Annotated in this window: 23 protein-coding genes and 1 pseudogene; 3 read left to right on the forward strand and 21 right to left on the reverse strand. The window is 64.8% G+C overall.

The genetic code is table 11. The features are described 5' to 3' along the window. Positions 1–212 precede the first annotated feature (212 nt). The 7 genes from OC446_RS23400 to OC446_RS23430 all read right to left on the reverse strand — a co-directional run bounded on the left by OC446_RS23400 (position 213) and on the right by OC446_RS23430 (position 8,411). The gene (locus tag OC446_RS23400) at positions 213–1,412 is read right to left on the reverse strand and encodes an MFS transporter (RefSeq protein WP_262031421.1); all 1,200 of its coding nucleotides are present in this window, start codon (positions 1,410–1,412) and stop codon (positions 213–215) included. 41 nt (positions 1,413–1,453) lie between these two features. After that, positions 1,454–2,560, reverse strand: coding sequence for a mandelate racemase/muconate lactonizing enzyme family protein (locus tag OC446_RS23405; protein WP_262031422.1), 1,107 nt, complete (start codon positions 2,558–2,560; stop codon positions 1,454–1,456). Between the two features lie 37 nt (positions 2,561–2,597). Continuing rightward, the gene (locus OC446_RS23410; protein ID WP_262031423.1) at positions 2,598–3,500 is read right to left on the reverse strand and encodes a carbohydrate ABC transporter permease; all 903 of its coding nucleotides are present in this window, start codon (positions 3,498–3,500) and stop codon (positions 2,598–2,600) included. Continuing rightward, positions 3,497–4,393, reverse strand: coding sequence for a carbohydrate ABC transporter permease (locus tag OC446_RS23415; RefSeq protein ID WP_262031424.1), 897 nt, complete (start codon positions 4,391–4,393; stop codon positions 3,497–3,499). The genes OC446_RS23410 and OC446_RS23415 overlap by 4 nt, the downstream gene beginning before the upstream one ends. Then, entirely contained in the window at positions 4,386–5,444 is a 1,059-nt protein-coding gene (locus OC446_RS23420) for an ABC transporter ATP-binding protein (protein ID WP_262031425.1), read from the reverse strand. The genes OC446_RS23415 and OC446_RS23420 overlap by 8 nt, the downstream gene beginning before the upstream one ends. Before the next feature lie 4 nt (positions 5,445–5,448). Beyond that, on the reverse strand, positions 5,449–7,008 hold the full coding sequence (gene argH, locus OC446_RS23425) for an argininosuccinate lyase (protein ID WP_262031426.1): 1,560 nt from the start codon (positions 7,006–7,008) through the stop codon (positions 5,449–5,451). Positions 7,009–7,070: 62 nt separating this feature from the next. Then, positions 7,071–8,411 (reverse strand): ABC transporter substrate-binding protein, encoded by a 1,341-nt coding sequence (locus OC446_RS23430; RefSeq protein WP_262031427.1) that lies wholly within the window; start codon positions 8,409–8,411, stop codon positions 7,071–7,073. Between the two features lie 148 nt (positions 8,412–8,559). Between OC446_RS23430 and OC446_RS23435 the strand changes: the two genes are divergently transcribed. Continuing rightward, entirely contained in the window at positions 8,560–9,459 is a 900-nt protein-coding gene (locus OC446_RS23435; RefSeq protein ID WP_262031428.1) for a LysR family transcriptional regulator, read from the forward strand. An 80-nt stretch (positions 9,460–9,539) separates the two neighbouring features. Here the strand turns inward: OC446_RS23435 and OC446_RS23440 are convergent, their stop codons facing one another. Together OC446_RS23440 and OC446_RS23445 are read right to left on the reverse strand one after the other, a co-directional pair. After that, positions 9,540–10,667, reverse strand: coding sequence for a sulfite exporter TauE/SafE family protein (locus OC446_RS23440; RefSeq protein ID WP_262031429.1), 1,128 nt, complete (start codon positions 10,665–10,667; stop codon positions 9,540–9,542). Between the two features lie 56 nt (positions 10,668–10,723). Continuing rightward, complete coding sequence (locus OC446_RS23445) at positions 10,724–11,002, reverse strand: metal/formaldehyde-sensitive transcriptional repressor (protein WP_262031430.1); 279 nt, start codon at positions 11,000–11,002, stop codon at positions 10,724–10,726. A gap of 313 nt (positions 11,003–11,315) precedes the next feature. Between OC446_RS23445 and OC446_RS23450 the strand changes: the two genes are divergently transcribed. Next, positions 11,316–11,642 carry a DUF1476 domain-containing protein gene (locus OC446_RS23450; protein WP_262031431.1) on the forward strand — a complete coding sequence of 109 codons (327 nt, stop codon included), beginning with the start codon at positions 11,316–11,318 and terminating at the stop codon, positions 11,640–11,642. Between the two features lie 52 nt (positions 11,643–11,694). On the opposite strand, the gene OC446_RS23455 is transcribed toward OC446_RS23450, so the two are convergent. The 12 genes and pseudogenes from OC446_RS23455 to OC446_RS23510 all read right to left on the reverse strand — a co-directional run bounded on the left by OC446_RS23455 (position 11,695) and on the right by OC446_RS23510 (position 23,894). Then, entirely contained in the window at positions 11,695–12,981 is a 1,287-nt protein-coding gene (locus OC446_RS23455; protein ID WP_262031432.1) for a DUF2254 domain-containing protein, read from the reverse strand. 136 nt (positions 12,982–13,117) lie between these two features. Then, complete coding sequence (locus OC446_RS23460; RefSeq protein WP_262031433.1) at positions 13,118–13,312, reverse strand: hypothetical protein; 195 nt, start codon at positions 13,310–13,312, stop codon at positions 13,118–13,120. Positions 13,313–13,484: 172 nt separating this feature from the next. After that, positions 13,485–14,702, reverse strand: a complete 1,218-nt coding sequence (locus tag OC446_RS23465) for an MFS transporter (protein WP_262031434.1) — start codon at positions 14,700–14,702, stop codon at positions 13,485–13,487. Positions 14,703–14,899: 197 nt separating this feature from the next. Next, positions 14,900–15,736 carry an alpha/beta fold hydrolase gene (locus OC446_RS23470; protein ID WP_410055118.1) on the reverse strand — a complete coding sequence of 279 codons (837 nt, stop codon included), beginning with the start codon at positions 15,734–15,736 and terminating at the stop codon, positions 14,900–14,902. 157 nt (positions 15,737–15,893) lie between these two features. After that, positions 15,894–17,506, reverse strand: a pseudogene (locus tag OC446_RS23475) (MFS transporter). Positions 17,507–17,523: 17 nt separating this feature from the next. Further along, positions 17,524–17,949, reverse strand: a complete 426-nt coding sequence (locus OC446_RS23480) for a DoxX family protein (protein ID WP_262031436.1) — start codon at positions 17,947–17,949, stop codon at positions 17,524–17,526. Positions 17,950–17,961: 12 nt separating this feature from the next. Then, a complete protein-coding gene (locus tag OC446_RS23485) occupies positions 17,962–19,935 on the reverse strand; it encodes an amidohydrolase (RefSeq protein ID WP_262031437.1) in 1,974 nt (657 codons plus the stop codon). After that, positions 19,932–20,210: a XapX domain-containing protein gene (locus OC446_RS23490; protein WP_262031438.1), complete on the reverse strand. Its 279-nt coding sequence runs from the start codon at positions 20,208–20,210 to the stop codon at positions 19,932–19,934. Before OC446_RS23490 ends, OC446_RS23485 begins: the two co-directional genes overlap by 4 nt. A 91-nt stretch (positions 20,211–20,301) precedes the next feature. Then, the gene (locus OC446_RS23495) at positions 20,302–20,982 is read right to left on the reverse strand and encodes a hydrolase (RefSeq protein WP_262031443.1); all 681 of its coding nucleotides are present in this window, start codon (positions 20,980–20,982) and stop codon (positions 20,302–20,304) included. A gap of 150 nt (positions 20,983–21,132) precedes the next feature. Then, complete coding sequence (locus tag OC446_RS23500; RefSeq protein WP_262031439.1) at positions 21,133–21,537, reverse strand: response regulator transcription factor; 405 nt, start codon at positions 21,535–21,537, stop codon at positions 21,133–21,135. Positions 21,538–21,666: 129 nt separating this feature from the next. Continuing rightward, on the reverse strand, positions 21,667–22,293 hold the full coding sequence (locus tag OC446_RS23505) for a response regulator transcription factor (protein ID WP_262031440.1): 627 nt from the start codon (positions 22,291–22,293) through the stop codon (positions 21,667–21,669). Continuing rightward, complete coding sequence (locus OC446_RS23510) at positions 22,290–23,894, reverse strand: ATP-binding protein (protein WP_262031441.1); 1,605 nt, start codon at positions 23,892–23,894, stop codon at positions 22,290–22,292. The genes OC446_RS23505 and OC446_RS23510 overlap by 4 nt, the downstream gene beginning before the upstream one ends. Before the next feature lie 347 nt (positions 23,895–24,241). Here OC446_RS23510 and OC446_RS23515 point away from each other — a divergent pair. Beyond that, positions 24,242–26,795: SwmB domain-containing protein (locus OC446_RS23515; RefSeq protein ID WP_262031442.1), on the forward strand; the 2,554-nt coding region annotated here is incomplete at its 3' end.

The following is a 26,795-nucleotide window of genomic DNA, read 5'->3' on the forward strand; positions in this document are numbered from 1 at the left end:
ACCGGCTGCGGGACGAGACGCTGACACTGGCCCGCGCCGGCGATCAGGCCAGCTACCGCTTCCGGAACGACGGCTGGATCAGCCGCATCGGCGTGAACGTCCGCTTCTGAGGCGCAGGACCGCTGCAGCAGAGTGAGAGGCAGTGCCGGCCATGCCCGCGCGCCTGCACCATGATGGGACGGTGCGCCTGCGGGCGTGGTGTCCGACAGGATCTATGACTTCCGTCCGAAGCTGGCGGCTGTCATATAGGCTACGATGTGACCTACGGACATGGTGGCGAATAGGATGAGCGGTATCTCATATCCACCGCTCGAGTCATAGGCATAGCCCGCGGCGAGCGGACCGACGGCCATTCCTATTCCTGACGCCAGGCGGCAGATTCCAAGGATGCTTGCGAAAGCCGTCGGATGGGTCATGAGCCGCACGGTTGCAGCGAGCAGAACCTGCTGTCCGCCAAATGCGATTCCCACGGCCAGGGGGAAGACGAGCAGCGCTGCCGGGGCCGAGAATGTTGCGCCGATCGCGATGGACGCGAAGGTCGTGACGATGCCGATGGCTGCGATCGTCATTACCTTTCCCGGTCCCCAAAGGTCGCAGAGATAGCCGGAGCCAAGTCGCCAGATGAACAGGAGCAGGCCCGCGGCAGCAACGACCCACACGGCAAGGCTCTCGGCGACACCGTAATAATCCAGAAGCGCGATCTGCTGAGTGATGAGTCCCTGGTAGACAGCCGAGCCGCAGAAGTAGGCGGCGGCAAGCGCGAGCAGAAGCGCCAGAGGCAACTTCGCCGAGAATGGTCCGGACCCCTGTTGTGACGGCGGCGTTCGTCGAACAGGATCCATCACCAGCAGGTGCAGGGCGCCTCCCACGAGAGCCGCCGTGCATCCAAGGAAAAGATAGGCGGCCCGCCACCCGGCATCCACGATGATCCAATGGATCAGGGGAAGGCCGAGAAAGGTGGCGAAGCTCGACCCCGCGTCCGCCATCGCCATCGCCGTCGCCGGGCGCTCGCGGAACCGTCCTGCCAGAACGGCGAAGACGGCGTACGAGCTCGTGCAATGGCTTCCGATTCCGCCGATCACGCCGAAGACGATCCAGTATGCCGCTGGCGTTTCGACCAGGGTCGTGCCGCACAAGGCGAGGCCCAGGACGAGCGACGCCGCCCCAAGGAGGCGTCGGCTGTCCCATCGTCCCAGCGCGTAGCCGAAGGCCGGAGCCGTCAAGGCGCTGGTGAGGGCGAAGACGCTGAACGCTCCCGAGATTTCCGCCCTCGACCAGTGGAACTCCCCTTCGATGGCGACAAGGAAGAGGCTGAACGAGGTCCAGATGAGGCCGGAAATGGCCATCAGGATGAAGGCCGTCGCCAGACGGATGGTCTTTGCCAGGCGTATCCGTCGGCTGCGCGTCTTCAAGCCTGCCGGCAATCCTTGATCGAGCGCCGTCACATCCAGGCTCAATGAACCTGGAAGCGCCGAACCATGTCCCAGTTGAGCTCAAGACCGAAACCGGGCCCCTGCGGCACTTGGATGATGCCATTCTGTGGATTGGGGCGATTGGCGATCATCTCGGCCCAGATGGGATCGCGTGTCGGCTCGAAGCATTCCACGCAAACACCGTTGGGAATGGCCGCGATCATGTGCATGGCGATCTGTGCCTCTTCATGATGCCCCACGCGCACATCGTGCAGGAGGCACAGGGCTGCTGCCCGCCGCCATTCGGTGATGCCTCCGGCTTCCGAGGCGTCGAAGTTCACGATGTCCACCGCGCCTTCGGCCAGGAGGCGGCGAACGCCCGCGCTCGTGGCTTCGCTCTGACCCGCGTCGATGGGAATGCTCGTGGAGCGTCGCACCTGCGCCATCATGCGGGCATCGTCATACCAGTGGCACGGCTCCTCGAACCAGGCGATGTCGTACTTCTCGATCAGGCGCGCGAACCGCACCGCCTCCGAAACCGGCCAGCCGCGATTGGCGTCGACGGCGATCATGAAATCCGGGCCCGCGCCCTTGCGGGCGGCCTCGACACGCTCGGCATCCTTCTCGGCCGACAACCCGCCGACCTTCACCTTGCAGCCGGCGAGGCCCGCATCCTTCAGGCGCTCCATCTCCTTTCCGAGATCCGAGAGCGTCTTGCCCTCCTCGTAATAGCCACCGATGCAGATGATAGGCAGTTCCTGACGATACCCGCCGAGAAGACGGCAGACATTGACACCCGCAGCCTTGCCCATGAGATCCCAGATGGCGCTGTCGATGCAGGCAATCGCCTCCATGACCAGCTTGCGGTCCCGGTTCCACTCCGCCTGCTTGAAGAGCTTCTGCCAGATGCGTTCCACGGCGAAGATGTCCTCGCCGATCACGAGCGGTGCGAGCTCCTTCTCGATGATCTCGACAACCTCGCGCATGTGGTCCCGGTTGTCGCCGTTATAGACCTCGCTGATCAGGCCCGTATCGGTTTCCATGCGGGTGATGATCGTGCACCTTTTGGTGACATTGTAGCGGCTGCCGCCGAAGTTCTTCGTGAGGGGGATTTCGACGGCGATGACCGCCACGTTCTTGATCTTCATGCTGACCTCGGAACTTGGAAGATGTTGCTGGGAGAAACTATTCGCCCTTGGTGCCGCCCTCGGAGAGGCCGACGACCAGCTTGCGCTGAACGAGCAGGTAGAAGAGGACGACCGGGATGGTGACGAGAACCGCGCCGGCCAGAAGCATGCCCCAGGAATAGATGTTGTCCTGTCCGATCCAGGTGGCGAGACCGAGCGGCAGGGTCTTGTTGCGCTCGGAGGAGGTGAACACGAGGGCGAACAGGAACTCGTTCCAGGCATGGTTGAAGGCGAAGACGCCGACCGAGATGATGCCGGGAAGAGCCAGGGGCACGGTGACCCGGCGCATGGCCTGCAGACGCGTGCACCCGTCGATCATGGCGCTTTCCTCCAGGCTGACGGGGATCGCATTGAAGTACGACCGCATGAACCAGAGCGCGAGCGGCAGGGTGAAGGCGGTGTTGGCGATGATGAGGGCGAACAGCGTGTCGGCAAGGCCGAGCTTCACGACATAGATGTAGAGCGGAAGAACGATGAGGACTTCCGGCAGCATGTAACAGATCAGAGCCGCGTTCGAGAATGCCGCGATGCCGAAGAACTTGAACCGGCTGAGGCTGTAGGCACCCAGGCCGCCGATCACCAGGGACAGAAGCGTCGCCCCACCGGCCACAATGAGGCTGTTCGCGAAGTAGGTCGGGAAATTGGTCTGCACGAACAGGTCGCGATAGTTCTGCAGGGTCCATTCCCGGGGCAGGAAGCTGGGCGGGGTCGCATAAAGCTCCCCGCCGGGCTTGAACGAGCACAGCACCATCCAGAACAGCGGAAAGCCCACGACGGACACGGCCGTGAATGCCAGAAGATAGAGCATCATCCGCGAAGCGAGATGGTGCACATCCGCCAACTCGTAATTGCGGCGCGGGCGATCCGGAGCGGATGCAACGGTGAGGGTAGCGGATGTCATTGGCGATCCTCCGCGCGCTTGATCAGGGCGAAGTAGAGCCCAAGGAAGATGACGAGGATGGCGAAGGTGAGGATCGCCACGGCGGCGCCTCGCCCGAACTCGAAGTCGGTGAAGGCTTTGAGGTAGACGAGGATCGGCAGCGTCGTCGTTGCATCGAGAGGGCCACCTCCGGTCATGAGGTAGATGATCTCGAACTTGTGGAAGCTCCAGATGGTTCGCAGAAGCGCCGTCAGCAGGAAGACCGGCATCACGTAAGGAAGCGTGATGCGCCAGAACTGCTGGAAACTGCTCGCCCCGTCGATCTTAGCCGCTTCGTATTGTTCCTGCGGGATGGACTGAAGAATGCCCAGGAGGGCGATCACCACGAAGGGAAAGAACTTCCAGACGCCGACCAGGATCACGGACAGCATCGCCAGCGATTGGCTGTTGAGCCAGAGCAGAGGCTTGTCGATGATGCCGATGGACAGGAGGCCCGCATTGATGATGCCGACGATGTCGTGGAACATGTAGCGCCAGACGAGCACCGCTACCACGGTCGGCACGAGATAGGGCGCCAGGATGATGGCCCGGGCGACGCCACGGAACATGAATGTCTTGTTGAGAAGAAGCGCGAGACCAAGGCCGAGCGCCATCTCGAGCGCGACGCTGCCGAACACCCAGACGAAGGTGTTCCGCAGCGCCGTGTAGAAGGCTTCGCTGGTGAGGGCCCAGGCGAAGTTCTCGAAACCCACATAGGGCCCGGACATGTCGCCCATGCCGATGTCCTGCATGGCCGTGGAGAATACGGTGATCGTCGGCACGCCTGCCAGGAGCAGGAGAAGGAAGACGCTCGGGGCGAGCGTCGCGTAAGCCAGCGTGCGGTCACCGCGAAGTGCGGCGCGAGCTTCAGCCATGAGCGAGCCTCCGTTCCAACTTCATCCCGGCGACGGCCAGCGCCTTGCCGCTGGTCGCGTCGAAGCGGCGCAGATCGCCGGTGGCGACGGCGAAGGCCGTCTCCGAGCCAAGGGTCGGCGAATAAGCGACGCTCGACGGGATTCTGGCGATCGCGGGCGTCTCGGGCAGGTTCCCGCAGACATGGCCGTAGAGAAGGCGGTCGCCGCCGAGATACTCGACGCGATGGACGCGGAAGGCGATCCGCGTGATGTCGCTGCCTTGCGCATAATTGCTCTCAGGCAGGAAGTTTTCGGGACGGAATCCCAAGGTGATATCTCCCTGGGAAACGAGGTTCATGGGAGGCGAGCCCATGAAGGTGGCAACGAAGGTGTCGGCCGGGTACTGATAGATTTCCTCAGGCGTGCCGATCTGTCGGACCGTTCCGGCCTGCATCACGACGATGCGGTCTCCGAGACCCATGGCCTCCACCTGGTCATGGGTGACGTAGACGGACGTGACGCCGACGCGGTCCTGGAACTGCCGCAGCTCCTCACGGGCGGAATGGCGCAACTTCGCATCGAGGTTCGACAGCGGTTCGTCCAGGAGGAACACATCCGGATCGCGGACCAGCGAACGCGCCAGCGCCGTGCGCTGCCGTTCGCCGCCCGACATCTGGCGGGGCTTCCGCTTCAGCAGATGGCCGAGCCCCACGAGTCCGGCAGCCCATTTCACCTTATCCTCGACGAGCTTCGAGTCGGCTCCGCGAACGCGCAACGGAAAGGCGATGTTCTCGTAGACCGTGAGATGAGGATAGAGGGCGTAATTCTGGAACACCATCGCGATGTTGCGATCCTTCGGCTGAAGCCTGGTCGCAACCCGGTCGCCGATGAGGATCTCGCCATAGGTCGGCAGCTCGAGCCCCGCGATCATGCGGAGCAATGTGCTCTTCCCGCAGCCGGACGGGCCGAGCAGCACCAGGAATTCGCCGTCGTTCACGGCGAGGCTGACGTCTGAAACGGCAGTGTGATCGGTAAAAACCTTACTGACCTGTCGAATTTCGAGGCGCGCCATGAGGTTATCTCGCGATGTGGGATTGAACTGGCAGGCCCGCTTCCGCAATCAGTTGCCGGGCCTGGGCTTCGAGCTGCGCATCGGCTTCCGCGATCCTGCGAACGACCTGATCGATCTCGACGACGTCGCGGTCGAGATCCGTCTTCCGGCGGGCGAGCATATCGGCCATCCGTTCCGGAGCCGGACCGCCCGTCACCGTTCGGGTCTTGAGGTTCTCGGCTGGATCGAGCGCGATCTTGACCTTCTCCTGGGAAACCCCGAGATCGTGCCCGAACAGGGTCTGCGAAGCCTTGTCGAGATCCGCTGCGGTGATGTCGGTCGCGATACGCCCAGCCTCGATGGTCTCGCGGACGACCCGTCCGACCACATTGTGGGCCATGCGGAAGGACATTCCGGTTTCACGAACGATGACATCCGCAAGCTCGGTCGCGGTTCCGAAGCCGATTTCCGCCGAGTGGCGCATCGCCTCGGCGCGCACCTTCAGCGTCGACAGGGTGCCTTCGAACACCAGGAGCGAGCGGATGACCCGCTCGACGGCCTCGAGGGCGGGAGCATTGGGGGCGGAAACGCCGTCATTGACATCGGCCAGAGGTGTATTCTTGCTGCAGGCCAGGACGGTGTTCAGAGCGCCGGTGGGGATGCCCGCAACCGCCTTCTCATGCTCCAGCGCCTGCGGGTTCTTCTTCTGCGGCATGATGCTGCTGACGCTGGAATAGGCATCGTCGAGTTCGATGAACCCGTATTCCATCGTGTTCCAGGTCTGAAGGTCCGTGGCGGCGCGCGAGATGCCGGTCATGAGGATTGCGACGGCTGCCATGGTTTCGTGCACGTCGTCTCGGATGGCGACGCCGTCATAGCCGATTTCGACGAGGTCGGAGAAGCCCAGCAGCCTGCGCGTCATGTCCCGGTCGATGGGAAAGCCGGTCGTGGAGAGAGCCCCCGAGCCAAGCGGACTCCTGTCCACGCGGGATAGAGCTCCCGCAAGCCGTCGAAAATCCCGCTCGACCAGGTCGGCGGCGGAGAGAAGATAGTAGCCGAACGAGATGGGCTGCGCATGCTGCGTATGCGTATAGCCGGGCATCACCGTCTCGACGTGCCGCTCCGCCAGGTCGAGCAATGTGTGGCGCAGGCGCAGCACGACTCTCATCAGGTCCAGAAGGCGGGTTCTCAAAGCAAGGCGCCACGAGGTGGTGTGCATGTCGTTGCGGCTGCGGCCCGTATGGAGACGGCCGCCCGTGGCGGGGCCGAGGTGCTCCACAATGAACCGTTCGGTGTAGGAAAAGAGATCCTCTTGCCGGTAGTCGATGGTCAGCGCGGATGCGCCGGCCTCACGCAATTCCAGAAGCAGCGCAACGATCTGCGCTATATCCGAGCGGTCGACGATCCCGCGCTCTGCCAGCATGAGGGCGTGAGCCAGGTGAATTTTCATCTCAGGCTCGAATTGAAACCGGATGCCGGCTGCAATCGCCGGAGCGAAATAGGAATCGACCATGGTCTCCGCGGGAGGGGATTTGACGCGTTCGCGCAAAGACACGACCGGCGGAGCCGCCTGATCCTGGGCCATAAAATTTCTCCGAGGAAAAGGTCCGCGCCGGTGACGCGGACACTGGGTTTTGAGCGCGACGATTACTTCTTAAGGTCGTCGACGATGCGCTTCATGCGCTCTTGGCCCCATGCGGCTGCCTTGGCAGGATCCTCGCCCTGCAGAACGACGCGCTGGACGACCTCGGCGGGAATGCCGCGGGCGACGATCGATCCGATATACGGATTCACCACACCGGAGCGGATCACTTTGCCGTCCTTGAACACCGCGCCCGCTTCGGACTCGAAGTCCAGGGCGTTGGACGTATCGAAGGAAAGGCGTCCGATATCCTCACGCCCGTTCAGCACCTGTGCCGCGCCCTCCTTGATCACCTTCTCCTGGACGCTCTTCAGGGGTGGGATGAGGTGCGGATAGGCTGTGAGCGAGAACTGCTCGAGGCGTTCACCCGTGACGATGAACTTCAGGAATTTGCGGGCGGCATCGATGTTCTTGGAGCCGACGGCGGGGGACGCGAGGGCGAAGCTGTTGGCATTCACGAATTTCACGGCCACGCCGCTGGGCCCCATGGGCATGGGCTTTGCGCTCGTGTTCTTGAAGATATCGGGCGTGTTCGCCGCCGCATTGGCTGCAAGGCGCGGTGCGTAGATATCCAGACCGATCTTGCCGGTCAGATACACGTTGATCATGTCGCCGTAGGAATAGGAGCCGATTCCGGAGGGGGAATATGCCGCCATTTCCTTCAGGAACGTGAGCGCCTTGACCGTGCCGGGATTGTCGAAGGTGACGTTCAGATCCTTGTCGAAATAGGTTCCGCCGGCATTCCAGATCATCGCCGACAGATAGATGCTCGCCATCCGGTTCTTGCCGGCCGGAAAAATGAAGCCGAAGTTGTCACCGTCCGTGAGAGTTTTCGCGGCGGCCTTCAGTTCATCCCAGTTCTTGGGTGTCTCCACTCCCTTCGCCTTCAGCAGGTCGTCGCGCTGCCAGAGAACGCCGTAATTGCCCAGCGTGTAGGGAATGTCGTAGGTCTTGCCCTCGACAGGCACGAGCGAGCCGGGGACATATTCCGCCGCGCCGATCTCGTTGATCACATCGTCGACGGCAACGAGATAGCCCTTGCGTGCGAACTCGAAACGCTCTTCGGGAAGGAGCTTGAAGACTTCCGGCATCGTCTTCGTGTTGATGGAGGCCAACACTTTCTGGAGACGTCCATCGGTGCTGACGGCCTCCATCTCGATTTTGATGTCCGGGTTCGCGGCCTCGAAATCCTTGATGGCCTTGTTGTAGAATTCGATGCTCGGCGGATCCGTCTCATTGTGCAGAAAGCGCACGACCTTGGTCTGCGCGAAAGCCGATGTCGAGACGAGGGCCAATGCTATAGAGCTGACAAGTCCTGCGCTGACGCGCGCGCGGTAGCGTCCCATGCGTTCCTCCATGTGTTATTTTGTGTCTTCTTGGCTGTGCTCGAAGAGGTGCCAGAAGTTTTCTTATTGCGAGTAAGCTACCTATTGTTTTTGATGCGTCTAGTGCATGTTATTAATATCGGATATCCAGAATATGGATGGCTAGACGATGAACCTCGAGCATCTGCGCACTTTCTCTCGCGCCGCCGAACTGGGAAGTTTTACAAAGGCGGCCATCTCGCTCGGTTTGGCTCAGCCGACCGTCAGCCGCATCATCAGCGAGCTCGAAGCGGAGTGGGAGGGGGCGCTCTTCTACCGCACGGGACGCGGGGTGGCCCTGTCGGAGCTCGGACAGGAGGCTCTCGTTCGGGCCCAATCCGTGTTGCGCGATGTTGATCAGATCTCGGAAGATCTGCGAGCCTTCAATCACCTTCCCACCGGACATGTATCGATCGGGCTGCCGCCTTCGTTGATTTCCTACGTCATTCCCAAACTGCTCAATCAGTTGCGAAGCGAGCGTCCGGGAATACGGTTGCGGATCTACGAAGGTTTCAGCGAGCAGATCGAGCATTGGCTCGCCGCAGGGGTCGTGGATGTGGGCATCTACAGCAAATACAAGGAAGGCACGCTCGACGGCGGCGGCCTGATGTTCACCTCTCAGCTCATCCTGGCAGGCGCTGCCGCCGATTGGGAGCTTCCGGAGGAGATCGACTTTGAACAGATCGCGAGTTTTCCGCTCGTTCTTCCGGCGCTCACGAATGGCCTCCGCATGGCCGTGGATGCCGCGGCCAAGCGCATGAAGGTCAACCTAAAGGTGATCGCTGAGGCTGACTCGATCCTGGCCCAGAAGGAAATGACGCTCAATTGCGGATGCTACATGATCAAAGCTTCGCACACCATCGCGAGCGAAAAGCAGGACGGCATCTTTGCCAGTGCCGTCATACGGAATCCGACCATCAACCGTTACGTCGTGTTGGTGACCGGGCAGCAGAAGCCGCTCAGCCGTGCGTCGCGCGAGGTGGCCGCACGTGCGACGTCCATCCTTCGCGGATTCTCCAGCGATCCCTGAGCGGCGGCAGCGGTTTCTCAAGGAGCAGCATGGGCTTGTAGAGCTCTCACGGCCGAGCCGGAGGGCCTGCTCATCCTGTCCTATGAGAGAGGCGTCACGGGTGCCACGAGATCGACGACCCCCTGCACCAGCATGACCGTGCCGAGGACGCCCACAAGGCAGGCTGAGGCCAGTGGCAGGCGCCGGAGCAGGCGGTCGGAGAAGTTGATCCGCTTCGAGGCATGCTGCACGCCCCAGGCAGCAGCGACGCCGACTGACACCATGGTGATCGCGAGGCCGAGGCTGAAAGCGGCAACGGTTGCGGCGCCAAGGGTGAATTGGCCGAGCTGAAGGCAGATCAGCAGCACCGTGATCGAGGCCGGGCAGGGGATCAGGCCGCCGGTGATGCCGAACAATGCGATCTGGGCCGTGGTGACGTTGCCGCCATTGGCGGCGAGCTGACGCGCAATCTGGTCGGCGTGCTCACGCTCATGCGCGTCCTCGTCATGCACGGCACGGTGATGGTGCCCATGGTCGTGTTCGGCGAACGTGGCCGTGTAGGTGTGCGCGTGGTCACCGTGCGACAGCCGCAGGCGGGCCGTGAAAGCGTGGGACTCGGGAATCTCGCCCGTGGATTCGAGATAGCCGTCCCGCTCGACGAAGCGGAACCTCTCGCCCGAGCCATCGCGGCGGTCGGTCTCAACCAGAACGTCGGCTGCCCTCCACGCGCTGCCGCTCAACGACCGCAGGCGCCAGCGGGGCGGCACGCCGCCCTCGAAGATCGACAGCTCCACGACACCATGTCCTGTGTCGATGGTCCGGATCTCGCCGTGGTGGTGATCGTGAAGATCATGGTGATGGCCATGATGATCCCGCCGGAACCACCCAAGGCTCCGGCCCGTGCGCCAGATCATCCAGGCAGCGATTCCCAGGATGATCACGCCGGACGCGATCAGCAACCAGGCTTCGAAGTGCGAGTTCAGAATGTCGCGCCCGAGCGAGAGGCCGAGCATGGCCACGATCCAGACCACGAGCGAGTGCGAGAGAGCGGCGCAGACGCCCAGCAGCACTGCCTGTCCGATCGTGCCGCGGATCGCCACGATGTAGGCGGCCATCATGGTCTTGGAGTGGCCGGGCTCCAGCCCGTGCAGCGCGCCGAGCAGCACGGCGATGGGCAGGTACAGCCAGCCGTTGCCGCCGGACTGAAGGATTTGAGCAATATCGGGCATCGGTGTTCCATCAATGTCTCGCGGCGACCATCGTTCTCCCAGCCGCCGGGATCAGGTCACTTCAGGTAGGTGCGAACGACGTCGATGAGCTCGGCGGCACCTTTGGCTCGGTCCGGGTCCGGTTCATGCGCCGGGTCGACCACGTGATTGCGGATGTGATCCTCCATCAGCTCAACGGTTAGCCCGTTCACGGCGCCGCGGACGGATGCGACCAGCATCAGCACGTCCGCGCAGTCGAGCTCCGCCTCGAGCGCTCGCTCGATGGCCTCGACTTGGCCCTTGATGCGACGGACGCGAGCGAAAAGCTTCGTCTTCTCCTTGATCGTGTGCGACATGCGACCCCCATCTCACGAAGACAAGTTTTATATAGGGGGGTACCCTATTTTCGTAGAGGTTGTTGTTGCCGCAGCTTCCGCTGATCCTCGCTGTCCTTTGGAAGCGCTATCGCCGACATATACAATGAGGTGCTTCCAACGCCGCCAAGTCCAATGCGGGCGCACCACGGGACCAAGCCAACTTGCCAGCGGCCGTCGACAGGCGCAGGGTGGGTCAGAGTATGGTGAGACGACGCGAGCCCGGCCTATCCAAGGGTTAAATCCTGCGGGCATCCGGGCCGACGATCCTTTTGTAGGCAATCGGGGAGCTTCGATGACCGGCGCCGACGATCTGGGAAAGACGATGCTCCGCAACAAGCTCCTCGGCCGGTGGGCCGCCGAGAAGCTGGGTCTGACGGGCCAGGATGCGCAGGCCTACGCGGACGCTCTCGCCAGAGCCGCGACCGATCCGGCGCATAGCGACGTGTTCAGCAGGATCCGCAGCGATTTCGACAAGGCGGGCATCGCGGAAACGGACCAGCGGATCCTGAACGTCATGACCGAGCTGACGCTCAAGGCCGGCCACCTCATGCCGACGGCGACGGGGAATTCTGTCGACGGCGCGGCCGTGGCCCTCGCGCGCAAGCTCACGCAGCCCTGACGGCGCCTGTTGCGTGAGTGCCTGGGAATGCCGGCGCGCCTGCAGCGCCCCTTCACTTGCGCTGTGCCGCCGTGGGGTCATCCATGCGTTCGCTGCGGGCAAAGCCGAGCCCCTGCGGATCCTCCTCGCGCGCGGCGGTGCGGTCCTGCGGGTCGAGCCCTGAATGCCGGATCGCCGTGTCCAAATGGCTGAGATAACGCCGTACCGCGATCCGCCGCGTCGTGTCGTCCGATCCGGCGAGCCCGGCGAGAGCGGCGTGCAGCCGCCGCATGACCTGGACCGACGTGAGGCCATACTGGCGGATCTCGTCGAAGGCGAGGGCCAGGTAGTCCTCCCATACGGGCATGGGAACGAACAGGCGCGCGATGCCGGCCCCGTCCTTGATCCACAGGTTGCCGAGCGGTTGGGGACTCAGGCGGCGCAGGAGATCGTCAATCTGGTCTAGAGCCTGCACGGCCGTGGTCGGATCGTTGATGGCCGGCGACAGGGCCTTGATGGCGATGTCCACGAGCAGGCGCAGGGCGTATTTGGGGTCTTGCTCGAAGGTGCGTTCGCGGCCGGTGTGGATGCACCGGAGCCAATCGTCGGCCGGCAGCGGGCTCGCCGTGGCAGCGACACGGAGCACGGCATCGCCTTCCACCAGCGTGTCGCCGACCGCGATCGCGAGTTCGACAACCGTTCCGGCGGCTTCGGCACGGGACACGAGCGCGCGGAAGTCGATGCTCGTCACGCAGCCCGGCGGACCGCGATGGACGATGGTCTCGACCGGCGTCGCCAGTCGATAAGTCTCGGCTTGATCGTCCCCCGCCCACGCGATCGTGCAGGCGTCGAACAGGTGTGCCTGCGCGTCGATCACCCGTCGGCCCTCGTCGCCGACCAGCACCAGGACCTCAGTGATCTGGATCTTGGCCAGGTTCTGCACCAGGCGTGAAAACACCAGCAGGCTGGCGACGAGCAGGACCAGGACCAGCAACGTCGACAGCGCCGGAACCTCGCCGCTGCCGCCGCGATCGGTCCACAGGAGCGTGGCCATGGCGTAGGTGAACGTGGCCACGAAGATCCCGAGCGCATGGTGGAGTTCGTGCCGGCCGGCGAACCACACCACCAGCCGGGGCGAGTAGGCGACGGCGCTGAACTGCACCATGACGAAGGCGACGGAGAAGACGATCGCCGTGAAAGCGATGATCCCGGATGCCGTCGCCGACAGGAACGCGATGGCGGCGGCCGCCGACATGGCATGCGTCGAGCCGGGCAGGAAGTGGTGCTCGAGGCGCGGCAGGACGAGGGCGGCCAGCAGGCTGACGATCGTGTAGACGGTGGGAATTGCCCAGGGTTTCAAGGCCTGTGCCTCACAGCCGGCGAACCAAGGTCGGATGGAAGCGTGCTTCGCCGCTTCCAGATCCTAGACCATCGAACCGGCCCTTCAGTGGCGCATCGTTGGGCGTAAGAGCACCGACGCCCTCCTCGCCGACGCGCTAGCGCCCCGACACGGATTCCCTGACGTGGACGATCCTGTCGAGCTTGGGTTGATCGACGCCGAGCCGTCCCGCCCATTCTGCCAGTGCGGAGCCATAGAGCTGGGCTCGGAAGCGCCTCGGGTCCTCCGCGCTCCTTCTCAGCCTGACGAGTTCATTCAAGGCCAGCCTTAGGGAATTTCGATCCACCGGCATCGTTGCACCTCCCGCGAAAGCGCCAGCCTGCATCCTTGAGGGGCAACCGTCAAAAACTCAAAAGTCGTATGGCCCGGCGCCCACGAAGCTGCGCGGTCGCAGCCCTGGAGCCCCCATCAGGGGCATACGATCCTGACAGCCGCGTCGGCCTCGATGGGCTCGCGCGTCCGTTTCATGAGCCGGCTCCATCGGCGTTGGCGACCGCGCGCCGCGTCCGTGCAAGGTTGAGCAACTGAATCGCAGCCGCCAAAGCACCGAAGGCGGCGCCCAGGGCGACCACTCCCGTCCACCCGGCCTTCTCCCAGGCGAGGGTCGCCGTTGCCGATCCGATGGCGCCGCCGACGAACATGAAGCTCATCAGCACGGTGTTGAGGCGCGCCTGCGCCTCGGGCCGCAGCGCGAAGACGATGTGCTGGTTCGACACCAGGGCGGCCTGCATGGCGAAGTCGAGGATGACGACGCCCACGACGAGACCCGCCAGGGAGGTCCACAGGCCGAATACGAGCCACGACACGAAGGTGAGCGCGGCGCCGAATGCGACCACCGGGGCCGGTCCCCGGATATCGGCGAAGCGGCCGGCAAGCGGGGCGGCGAAGATGCCGACGGCCCCGACGATGCCGAACAGGCCCGCCACGTCGGCTCCAAGCCCGAAAGGCGGCTCCTGCAGTCGGAAGGCGAGAATGGTCCAGAAGGCCGTGAAAGCGGCGAAGATCAGCGATTGCGTCGCCGCCGCAAGTCGCAGAGCGGGAAACTCCCGCCACAGGTGAACGATGGAGTGGAGCAGGCGGCCATAGCCGAGCCGCGAGGCGGGTGGGCTGTGCGGCAGCACGGCCATCATCAGGCCGCCCGCGAAGAGGGCCATGGGTACGCCGAGCCAGAACATGGTGCGCCATCCGCCATGGGTGGCGACGAAGCCGGCGAGCGTACGGCTGAGAAGTATACCGGTGAGGATGCCGGCCAGGATCGTGCCGACCGTCGCGCCGCGGCGTTCGGGGGCGGCGAGATAGGCCGCGAGCGGCACGATCTGCTGCGCGACCGTCGAGGCGATGCCGAGAACGAGCGATGCCGCCAGGAGCGATGCCGCGTTCGGCGCGACGGCGGCCAGCACCAAAGCCAGGGCCAGGACTCCAAACTGAAGCACGATCAGCCGTCGGCGCTCGAGGATATCCCCGAGAGGCACCAGCAGGAGCAGGCCGAGTGCATAACCCAATTGCGTGGCGGTCGGGACCAGTGGGGAGAGAGGGCCGGGCAGGTCGGCCTCGATCAGGCCGAGCATGGGCTGGTTGTAGTAGATGTTGGCGACCGCGGTTCCGGCCGCGGCGGCCATGATGTAGATGACCGAACGGGCGATGCCGGGCGATGAGCGTTCAGCCGTCTCAAGTGGTTTCATGGTCCATCTTCCGTATGTTCGGCGAGGAGCCGGGGACGCGGATCGCCCAATTGCCTTTTACCGCAGCTCTCACGCCCGTCCGGTCGCGGCCACCGCATCGACGAAAGCGACATGCGACTGGCCATTTCGGATGATTGTTCTCGGCTTGAGCATCGTGCGGCACGCGACGTGGCATGCCGCACGATCCATCAGGCCGCTTAGCCTTTCACGAAGGCGAGCAGGTCCGGATTGAGCACGTCGGCATGGGTCGTGAGCATCCCGTGCGGGTAGCCCTTGTAGACCTTGAGCGTGCCGTTCCTGAGCAGCTTCACGGACTTGGGCGCGGAAGCGACAATCGGGACGATCTGGTCGTCGTCGCCATGCATGACGAGCGTCGGCACCGAGATGGCCTTGAGGTCTTCCGTCTGGTCGGTTTCCGAGAAGGCCTTGATGCCCTCGTAATGCGCCTTGGCGGAACCGATCATGCCCTGGCGCCACCAGTTCTGGATCACGCCTTGATAGACCTTCGCGCCTTCGCGGTTGAAGCCGTAGAACGGGCCCGATGCCACGTCGAGGAAGAGCTGGGCCCGGTTGTCGGCGACGCCTTTTCGGAAGCCGTCGAACACCTCCATCGGCAGGCCTTCCGGGTTACTCTCGGTCTTGAGCATCAAAGGCGGAACCGCGCTCACCAGCACCGCCTTGGCGACACGGCCCGCAGGCTCGCCGTGGCGGGCCACGTAGCGAGCGACCTCGCCGCCGCCGGTCGAGTGGCCGATATGAACGGCGTTCTTCAGGTCGAGCGCCTCGACCACCGCGAAGGCGTCGGCAGCGTAATGGTCCATGTCGTGGCCTTCGCTGACCTGGGCCGAGCGGCCGTGTCCGCGCCGGTCATGGGCGACGACGCGGTAGCCGTGCTGCAGGAAGAACAGCATCTGCGCATCCCAATCGTCGGAGCTGAGAGGCCAGCCGTGGTGGAACATGATCGGCTGGGCATCCTTCGGCCCCCAATCCTTGTAGAAGATTTCCGTACCGTCCTTGGTGGTGACCGTTGCCATGGGGGGAGTTCCTTTCGCTGGGGTGGAAGGTGTGGCCGCTTCCGGGGAGCCCGGCAGGGCGAGGGAGGCGGTAAGGGCCGCCGCCGCCGCCAGGGTGTCGCGGCGGGTCAGGGTGACGGGAGTACGCGGAGGTGCGGACATCGGGGCTTCTCCTTCGTCACGCTGATGGGGTTTTCCCGGGCGGCTTCTCGACGCCGAGGAAATGCTGGACCAGAGGCTCGTCCGGTCCCTGGTGGAAGCGGCGCGCCTGGGACTGGATGTCGGCGTCGGTCTTCGAGACCCGCCTGTGCTGGCGCAGGTGCTCGGCCCAGGACTCGACGAAGAACCACTCCACCAGCCGCTCGGGATCGGCCGCATCCTCCGAGATGCCCCAGGCATAGGCGCCGTCCCGGTGCCGCTCCTCGGAGAGTCGGTAGAGGGCGGCGAGGAAGGACGGGCGGTCCTGCGGCAGGACCCGGTAGGTGATCATGATGAGCACTGGCCCACGATCATGCGCGACCGGCTCCGCGATGGCGGGCTCCGGCCAGTGCAGGGACGGCGTCAGGTCGCTTTCGCCCTTCGGCAGCGGCGCCCGATGGGCCAAGAGCCCGCTCAGTGCAAGAATGGAGCCAGCGACGATCAGGGTCGCGTCGGTGCCGATCTCCTGCGCCACGAGACCCCAGCCCAGACTGCCCGCCGCCATGGCGCCGTTGAAGGCCGTGAGGTAGATCGCCAGGCCCCGGCCGCGGATCCAGTTCGGCAGGATGGCCTGCATGGTGCCATTGAGGGTGGTCAGCATCGTGATCCAGGCGGTCCCGAGCACGAAGGTGGCGATCAGAGCGACCACTTCGATATTCGTCAGCGCGAGGAGAACGGTTGCGCCGGCGGTGACGAAGGTCGCGGCCAGAACGAGCCCGTCCTGACCCAGGCTTGCCCGGGCGCGGGCATCACCAGGGCGCCGCAGATCGCGCCGGCGCCGACGCTGCCGAGCAGGAGGCCATAGAAGCCCGGTCCGCCGCCGATCTCCTGGCGGGCCACGAGAGGCAGCAGCGCCCACACCGCGCTGGCGCAGCCGAAGAACAGGACCGTGCGCCAAAGGATCCGGTGAAGGCTGCGGCTGGCTCGGGCATAGCGAAAGCCCGCCCGCAGCGCCCCGCCGAAATGCTCGCGCAGGCCGGTATCGGCGTCGGCCTCCCGGCGCCACCACAGCAGGGCGGCGCTGACGATCACATAGGTGAGCACATCGACGCCGTAGACCGCCGCCGCCCCGAGTCCCGCCAGGATGAACCCGCCCAGCGCCGGGCCAATGGAGCGGGCGATGTTGATGCCCAGCGAATTGAGCGCGACCGCGCCCTTGATCTCGGCCTTCGGCACGAGCTCAGGCGTGATCGCCTGCCAGGCCGGCGTCGCCAGGGCGGCCCCGGTACCGCCGAGGAAAGTGAGCAGGACCAGGCTCTCCACCGTGACGTTGCCGGTCCAGGCCTGGAAGGCGAGGGTGGAGCTGACGAGGCCGAGGCCGATCTGGATCATGATCAGGAAGCGGCGGCGGTCGAGGATGTCCGACAGGACACCGGCGGGAATGGCGAAGAGGAAGATCGGCAGCGTCCCGGCGGCCTGGATCATCGCCACGGCGGCAGGCGAGGCCGACAGGTCGGTAACGAGCCAGGAGGATGAGACATCGCGCATGAAGGTGCCGATGTTGCCGAGCACGGTGGCGGCCCAGATCACCGCGAACAGGCGGTGGTGCAGTGGTGCGAAGGTGCCGGGAGGAGGGGCGGCGCCATTGGCCATGGTGGTTCCGGTTCCGCTCATCGGCGCGCTCCCGCGCCGTTGACGAACAGGGCCGACACGGCCAGCCCGCCGACGATGGCAACATGCTCGAAGAACGTGGCGGTCTGGTGTCCGCGCTCCGGCCCGTCGAAGGCCCAGAACGGATGCGCCAAGAGCGTCGCCAGGGCCGTGAACACGGCCAGAATGCCGGCTCCGAGCCAGCAGTAGCGGCGGGTCAGGAACAGGACCGAGCCGCCGAGCTGCGTGGCGATGACGGCGCCTGCGACGAGAGCGGCCGGCTGCAGACCAAGCCCCGCGACCTCGCCGGTCGCGCCCGCGAAATCGACCAGCTTGACGATTCCGCTGATCAGGAACGGCGAGGCCAGCGCCAGCCGGGCGACGAGGTCGGCGCCGGGCACGGCCAGGACCTGGGCGATAGGGCGGGGGATCGTGACGTCATGCATGGCGCATCTCCCTCAGAAGGCCCAGCAGGAGCACCCGAGCGCGCCCCAGAACGAGCGTGAATCGGAGGCCGGAACATTGCGGGCCCAGGCGCCCGCATGGGCGTGGCCATGAACGCCGCAGGTGTTGGCGCAGCCGCAGGCCGCCGCGAGCGCGTATCGGATCTGGGCGTCGTTCTCAGTCCGCTGCTGGTATCCGCCGAAGCGCGCCACGGGCGACCAGTCCGGCGTCGGCGGCGGCAGGGCCGGCGCGAGATCCTTGAACTCGGCGTCGCCGTGAACCGGCCGCCCGCCGAGGAGCGTCAGAACCGACGCGATGTCCTGAATCGCGTCTTCGGGAACCGAGAAATAATCGTCCGACAGAACCGCGAGATCGGCGAGCTGTCCCGCCTTGATCTGCCCCTTCTTGCCTTCTTCGGTCGAGAACCAGGTGTTGGCTTCGGTCCAGAGCCGCAGGGCGGTCTCGCGGTCGAGACGGTTCTCGGCCGGATAGAGGGTGAGGCCACCGAGAGTCTTGCCCGTCACGAGCCAGGACAGCGACACCCAGGGATTATAGGAGGCGACGCGGGTGGCGTCGGTGCCCGCGCCCACCGGAACGCCCGCCTCCATCATGCGCCGAACCGGCGGAGTGCGTTCCGCCGCCTTGCTGCCGTAGCGCGTGACGAAGTCCTCACCCTGGAAGGCCATGCGGTGCTGGACCGCGATGCCGCCGCCGAGCGCCGCGATGCGGTCGATGTTGCGGTCGTCGATGGTTTCCGCATGGTCGATGAACCAGTTGAGCCCTTGCAGAGGAACATCCCGGTTGACCTTCTCGAAGACATCGAGGGCGCGGGTGATGGTCTCGTTGTAGGTGGCATGCAGCCGCCAGGGCCAGCGGTTCTCGGCGAGCAGGCGCACGACCGGCTCGAGGTCGCTCTCCATGGAGGGCGGCAAGTCGGGCCGCTCGACCTTGAAGTCCTCGAAATCCGCCGCCGTGTAGACCAGCATCTCGCCCGCGCCGTTGTGGCGGTAGAGGTCGTCGCCCTGGCCCGGCTTGACCTGCTTGGCCCAGGTATCGAAGTCCTTCAGCTCTTCCTTCGGCTTCTGGGTGAAGAGGTTGTAGGCCAGGCGCACGGTGAGCTGGCCGTCGCGGTGCAGCTCCTCGATGATCGCATAATCGTCAGGGTAGTTCTGAAACCCGCCGCCAGCGTCGATGACGCCGGTGACGCCGAGCCGGTTCACCTCGCGCATGAAGTGGCGCGTCGAGTTCTTCTGGTACTCGGGCGGCAGCTTGGGTCCCTTGGCAAGGGTCGCATAGAGGATCGTGGCGTTGGGCCTGGCGATGAGCACGCCGGTGGGATTGCCGTTGGCATCGCGCTGGATCTCGCCGCCGGGCGGGTTCGGCGTGTCGTTGGTGTAGCCGACGGCCCGCAGGGCCGCCGCATTCAACAGGGCGCGGTCGTAGAGGTGCAGGATGAACACGGGTGTGTCCGGCGCCACCGCATTGATCTCGTCGAGGGTGGGCAGGCGCTTCTCGGCGAACTGATGCGCGGTGAAGCCGCCAACCACGCGAACCCATTGCGGGGCCGGCGTGCGGTCGACCTGCTCCTTGAGCATGCGCATGGCATCGGCCAGGGACCGGACGCCGTCCCAGCGCAGCTCCATGTTGTAGTTGAGCCCGCCGCGGATGATGTGCATGTGGCTGTCGATCAGGCCCGGGATGACGCGCCGTCCCTTGAGATCGATATGCCGCGCAGAGGGTCCAGCGAGCGGCATCACGTCCTGCTCGCTTCCGACGGCCATGAAGCGTCCGTCGCGGATGGCGGCGGCCGTCGCTTCGGGATTCTGGCGATCGAGCGTTGTGATCTTGCCGTTGAACAGGATCAGGTCGGCGTTCATGGGGGGAGCTCCCATCGAGGATTGGATTGCGTCGGACGCGTCGGCGGGCATGTGTGGCCCGTGGAGGGCGAAGCCCGCTGCGGCACCGAGAAAAGTACGGCGTGTGGTCATGATGCTTTGTCGTGGGCCTCGGCCGGTTGCCCGGAGGCACTTGCTCCCTGCGGCAGATGGCCGAAAACGTGGGGACGCACCTGATGCAGCCAGGATTGCGCCGGGGCTTCCTTCTGCCAGATGCTCTTGATGAGTGGCGGGATCTGCTCACCGACCAGGATGCCGAACAGGCCCACCAACGCGATCACGGGCGGGGCCGGGGAGCGCACGTTGAGCATGCTGTAGATGACGCCGACCAGGAGACCGGCGCCGAGCGACATGAGATAGACTTTCATCGCGGTTTCCCTGGCGTATGCATCAGGAGGGGCGACGCGCCGATGAAGACGCGTCGCCACTTCCATGCGGCCGGTTCTCGGCTGGATCGAGCTATTCGGCGGCGACGGCGGGAGACGCCTTGTGATCGCCTTCGCTCGCTCCGAACATCGTCTTGGCGTAGATGATGCCGAGCCCGTAGGCGCCGCCGTACTTCTTGGCGATGCCGGTGGTCATGTCGTAGGTTTCGGCACGGGCCCAGTCGCGCTGCAATTCGAGCAGGTACTGCAGGGATGTCATCGGTCGCGCGCCGGCTTGGGTCATCCGCTCCATGGCACGCTCGTGCGCTTCCTCCGAGACGTCGCCGCAGGCATCGGCGATCACGTAGACCTCGAAGCCCTGATCGAGGGCCGACAGGGCCGGTCCGACGATGCAGACGGAGGTCCACAGGCCCGACAGCACGATTCGGTTCTTGCCGATCTCGTTGATGCGCTCGATCACGGCGGCATCTTCCCACGTGTTCATCGACGTGCGGTCGAGCAGCGCCTGACCCGGGAAGGCATCGGTAATCTCGGAGAACATCGGGCCCGAGAAGCTCTTCTCGGCAACCGTCGTCAGGATGGTCGACACGCCGAAGCCCGCCGCAGCATGGGCCACGAGGGCCGCGTTGTTGCGCAGCATGACCGCATCGATCGACTTGGTCGCGAAAGACATCTGCGACTGGAAATCGATCATGATCAATGTGTGGTCGCTCGGCGCGACGAGCTGAGCGCCCGGGGTCGGCGTGGCTTTGATAGTCATCGTCTTCTCCTTGGTTGAATTCTGTGTCTGCGGCATCGCGGGATGCGACAGGACGAAGTTTCCACGCGTCGAGCACTGTTCCGACAGGCCGCCGGATACTCTGGTCGATTGCTACGCTGTCCGTTCCTCGCCCGACGGGGCGGTCTACGATCCTGGCGGTCCGCGATGTTCGGATGCTCCCGGACCGGCGACGGCCGACCTGATGCACGCGAGAAGATGGTCCGCCTCCAGGGGCTTCTCGATGAAGCACCTGACGCCCGCCGCCAGAGCGCGCTTGCGGATGCGCTCGTCGGGATAGGCTGTCATGAGAATGGTCGGAATCCGCGCGTCGGATCCGGCCAGGGCGAGATGGAGTTCGAACCCGCCCATGTCGGGCATCCGCACATCTGCGATCAGGCAATCCATCGTGCGCAGATCCTCCGAATTCAGGAGCGCGGTCCCCGAGGAGAAGCCCACGGCCGCAAACCCCAATGCCCTCACCAGATCGACGGCGGCCTCGCGGGCGGAATCGTCGTCATCCACGATCGCGATCAGCAACTCGCCCGTCATCCGGAAACCTTCCGAAGTCCCGGCGGGTCTTGCGACCTCGGTCCGGGCTGGCGGCGCGGCAGCTCCAACGCCGCCGTGACTATCGCAACGGAAGGTCGATAGGTTCAATTGACCGGTGGTGTCGGGTATCTACGCCTTTGTGGTAGGGGCGGACAGGCTGTCGGCGAGCCTGACGAGTTCGGGCAGGGAGGTGGCGTTCATCTTGCGCATCACCTGGGCGCGATGAACCTTCACGGTCATCTCGCTCAATCCCAACGACGCCGCGATCTGTTTGTTCATGAGGCCTGAGACGACAAGGGCCATCGTCTCCTGCTCCCGCGGCGTCAGCGAGGCATATCTGTCACGCACAGCCGCGAGGTCCGCCTCGTCGGCCCGGCGGCGGCGGTCGAGCGCGATGCCGGCATGGACCGCGTCGAGGAGGTCCTGGTCCCGGAAGGGCTTGGTGAGAAACTCGATGGCTCCCGCCTTCATGGCCGCCACCGACATCGGGATGTCGCCGTGTCCTGTGATGAACACGATCGGGAGGCTGCTGCCGGTCGACGCCTGCCAGCGTTGGAATTCGAGCCCGCTGGTGTCGGGGAGCCTCACGTCGAGCACGAGGCAGGCGGGGAGATCGACCCGAGCGTCATGAAGGAAGGACCCGACCGAATCGTAGGCACGCACCTCATGCCCGACCGATCGCAGCAGGTCCTCGATCGACTCGCGAACATAGAAGTCATCATCGATCACGAAGACTACGGATCCGTCTCTGCTCATCGATCCGATCCTGGATGGGGCATGCCGGGTAGAATGCTGCTGGGCAGCGTGAGATGGAAGACCGCGCCGTAAGGAGCGTTGTCGCTGACCCAGAGCCGGCCGCCATGGTCTTCGACGATCGATCGGCTGAACATCAGCCCCATTCCCATTCCCTCCGGCTTCGTGCTGAAGAACGGATCAAAGATCCGGTGACGGTCGCCGGGAGCGATGCCCGGGCCCGTATCCTCCACCGTGACCAGAATCTCTCCTTCCAGCGAGCGGGACATGACCCGGATGATGCGGGAGCGCTCCGTAACCGAACTCAAGGCATCGACGGCGTTCGCCATCAGATTCGAGACGACCTGTTCCATCTGCATCGGATTGGCCGTGACCGGAAGCGGTCCCACCTCCAGGTCGACCTTGAGGGAAACCCGACCCAGCTGTGTCTCCTCCTCGATCCTGTGCAGAACCCGCGCGATGAGGCGATTCATGTCGAGCGGCACGCGCTCGCGGTTGTTTTTCTTGAAGAGGTTCCGGACGCCGTCGACCACATCGCGGGCGCGGTGGCCGTCGCGGACCACGCGTTCAAGAGCGGAGCGCGCCTCGCCGAACCGCGGCACGTCGTTGTCGAGCCACCGCAGGCCGGCACTGGCATTGGTGATCATGCTGGCCAGCGGCTGGTTGATTTCGTGGGCGACCGACGCCGACAGGGCCTCCATGGCCGTCAGCCGGCTTTCCCGGGCCAGGCGCTCGGACCGGACCGAGCGGGCGAGCCGAACCTGCAGGGTCGTGGTCTCGGACAGCAGGACGAGCAGGACGAGGCTGGTGGAGGCGAGTCCGAAGACCCGTCCGGCCCACCAGCCCACGCTCAGGCGCGTGCCTCCGCCGAGATACGAAATCAGGATGATCTCGATCAGCAGCGTGCCGAGCACCACGATCAGCCAGAGATCGAGGGTCGAGCGCATTCGGGTCCGCAGCGCCGCGAGGCCCGCCAGATAGAGAGCTGCCGACGCGGCCGGGACATAGTGCCAGAGCGGCGCCACCTCCCTCGCATCGCGCATGAAGGGCGGAAGAACATCCGCGCGCAGGAAAGCGGCGACGACCAAGGCCGACACGACGCCGGCCACCAGGGCCGTGCGGCCCATGATGACCTTCCCGAGCGAGCCGCGGATGCGCTCCCGCGGCTTCCGGTCCTTGCTGAGGGCATAGCCGAGAACGAAGACGGCGAAGCCGAGACGCCGGATGGCGGCGATCGCGGCTGTGACCTGCAGGTCCGGGTGCAGTCCAAGCGCGGTGAATACCCCGGGAAAGGTCAGAGCCCACGGGATGACCAGCAGCCCGGAGAACAGGTAGCCGGTTGCCAGAAGGAGGACGGACCGCGAACGGTCGACGGAGAACAGCGCGAAGAGGAGGGTTGCTGTGAGCAACTCGACGAGGAAGACAGCGGCCGCGTAGGCGGGGATCAGGATCTCGGTCCCTGAAAGGCGATGGTGCGCGAAGGGAGCGACAACGAGCATCGCTGCGATCAGGGCGGCCAGGACGGCCGCCGCCAGTCGCCGTTGGCGATGGCTCGGCCTTGCAGTCGACAGCAGGAACGGGTGTCTGTCCTGCGCTTCTGTCATGGATGCGTCGCGTTCCTCATCGTCGCGGGTTGATACGTGATTTGCCGGTCGGATGGAAGGATCTGCCGGACGTCCGAGATGGATGTGAACGCGACTTCAAAGGCTAAGCAGGACCTTGGTTCCCCGTCTCCACTCGGCATGAACGGGGCCGGACTCCGATGCCTGTCGTCCAGCAGCTGATATTGATCCGATCCGGTTGTTCGAGGGGCGCGCACGAACCCATCGGAAGTTGCATAACGTAAGGGAAATTTTCCCTTTGCGGTCCAGGATCGTTCCCTTATGAGAGAAGGTCCGTACGCGTAGGACCATATTCGGGGCGGCCGCGTCCCATTCGCCTCGGGGGCACGATGACCAGCCAATCCTCCACCTCGTCCCTGTCCGCCACGACTATACCGGATCAGGACTTCGAGTCTGCCACCGTCGCCGGTTCCGGCGCGATGCTCCTCCCGCTCGACGGGCTGGTCTACGGGCAGGAATACGGCCAGTTCCCCGGCACCCAGGTCGCAGACGTCTATACCCGCGACATGGGCATGTCCGGGAAGTACGCGCTCTTCAATTCCTTCGAGGAGGCGGGCGTCGACGTCTTCACGATCTCGTCTCTCGACGGATCGAATTTCGGGATCTCGTCCCTTGATCTGTCCACGCAGCTGCGCGGCATCGTCATCTCGGGTCGGGAGGGCGCGAGTTCCTTCGTCATCGAGAGCCTGTCCGACGGGGCCGTGGTGGCGACGGCCCAGATCGACGCTCGAATGAGCGCCTCCGGTGGCGGCATCACCTACACCCTGCAGACGGCAAACCCGTACATGATCGCCGGGGGGCGGATCACCTTCGACCCGGCGGCCGGCTGGGGCAATATCGACACCATACGGATCCGCGGGCAGGGCGGCGATTTCGCCACCATCGCGCTGGACAACCTGGACATCGAGCCCGTCCCGACCCCGCCCGTGGTGACCGGCGTATCCGCTTCGACGGCCAACGGAAGCTACAAGGTCGGCGATGTCGTCATGATCACCGTGACGTACGATTCGATCGTGAACGTAACGGGAGCGCCGACGCTCATGCTCGAAACGGGGAGCGTCGACAGGGTCGCGACCTACGTGTCGGGGTCGGGCGGCAGAACGCTGACCTTCAGCTACACGGTCCAGGCCGGCGACCTCTCTTCCGACCTCGATTACCTCAACGCCGATGCCCTCAGCCTCAACGGCGGCACCATCAAGGACATCTACCGGAACGATGCATCCCTGAAGCTTCCGGCCGCCGGCACATCCGCATCGCTCAGCGGGAACAAGGCCATCGTCGTCGATGGCGCAGCCCCGGCGGTCACGCAGGTGACGGTGAACGGAGATCAAGTCACCGTTTCATATTCGGAAGTGATTCAAGGGGCCGGCGCGGACTGGACCGGGTCCTTCAAGGTCCTGGTTGAGGGATACTTCGCCGACATCCGGACCATCGCCACCGTCGCCAACAAGGTCGTCATCACGCTGGCCGAGCCGGTCAAGCATGCGCAGTCGGTGCTGGTCAACTACATCAGCCAGGGCGGCAGGATTCAGGATACGGTCGGCAACGCCGCCCAGGATGTGACCCACCACCTCGCCGACAACCAGACGCCTGCCCCCCCGACCCCCGTCATCGAGGGCGTGTCGATCGCCGATGGGGACTTCGCCGTCGGGGAGCAGGTCACGGCCACGATCACCGTGGCGGCCGATGTGGACGTCTATACCCTCGTGACCGGCCGCATCGGCGGCTATGAACTGTCGGGCCTCACCAAGGTCGACGACACCACCTACACGGCGGTGTTCACCGTCACCGAAGGTGGCCAGAGCTTCGCGCGGGGGCAGGACATCCCCGTGAGCCTCACCGTCAAGGGCAGCGCGGACAACCAGAGCCTCGGCTACACGGCGACGGTAACGCAGGGCAACGGCTCGATCGACACGGTGAAGCCCGTCGTTGCCGCCGCGTCCGTCATGGATAACCGGATCGTCGTCACCTACAGCGAGGCCCTGGATGCCGCGGCCGGGGCGAACGCGCTCGCTTCCGGCTTCATCGTCAAGGTCGACGGGCAGGACGTCGCGATCGCCGGCCGCGCCTTCGGATCGGACGGCAAGTCGATCGTCCTCACCCTCGCGGCACCGGTCATCAAGGGACAATCGGTCTCGGTCAGCTACCGGGATCCGACCCCGGCCGACGATGCCGATGCGATTCAGGACGTTGCAGGCAACGATGCCGCATCCTTCACCGATGCCCGCGTTCACAACATCACCGGAAGCAAGCTGGTCGATGGGGTCGATGTGCTCAGCTCCGTGATCACCAATCCGGACGGCAGCCGGACCCATGTCATCCAGACGGGTTTCGTCCAGCCGGGCCGCGTCGATCAGAGCGGCCCGTCGGCCTATGCCGATATTCCGATCGCGGGGCTCGACCGGGTGGAGGCGCTCCTTGCGCAACTCGGCGACGGTTCGGGCCTGGATGCGAGGATCACGCGGGCCGAACTGATGTCCGTTCTCCTGCGGGCCTTCAATGTCGAAACGGGCGGGGTGAGCGGCTCGACCTTCTCGGATGTCACAGGCGAGTGGGCATCGGCCTACATCGCGTCGGCGGCCGCGATGGGAATCCAGAGCAATGTCGTGGGTATCGACCTCGCGGGCCTGCCGTCCCGCGACACCATTCTCACCGGATCATCGGCGTCCAGCAACCTGATGGTCCTGAACGCTTCGCAGGACGGCGTCCAGCGCAGGGTCGAGATCAACGATGTGGGCTTCATCGCGCTGAAGGGAAACGCCGAGATTTATGGCGGAAACGGTGCCCAGTTCATCGTGGGCGACGCCGCCAGCCAGCGCATCGTCATGGGCGCGGACGACGACACGATCCATGGCGGCGCGGGTGACGATTACGTCGGCTCGC

The sequence above is a fragment of the Microvirga sp. Mcv34 genome (genome assembly GCF_024519725.1).
Lineage (GTDB): Bacteria > Pseudomonadota > Alphaproteobacteria > Rhizobiales > Beijerinckiaceae > Microvirga.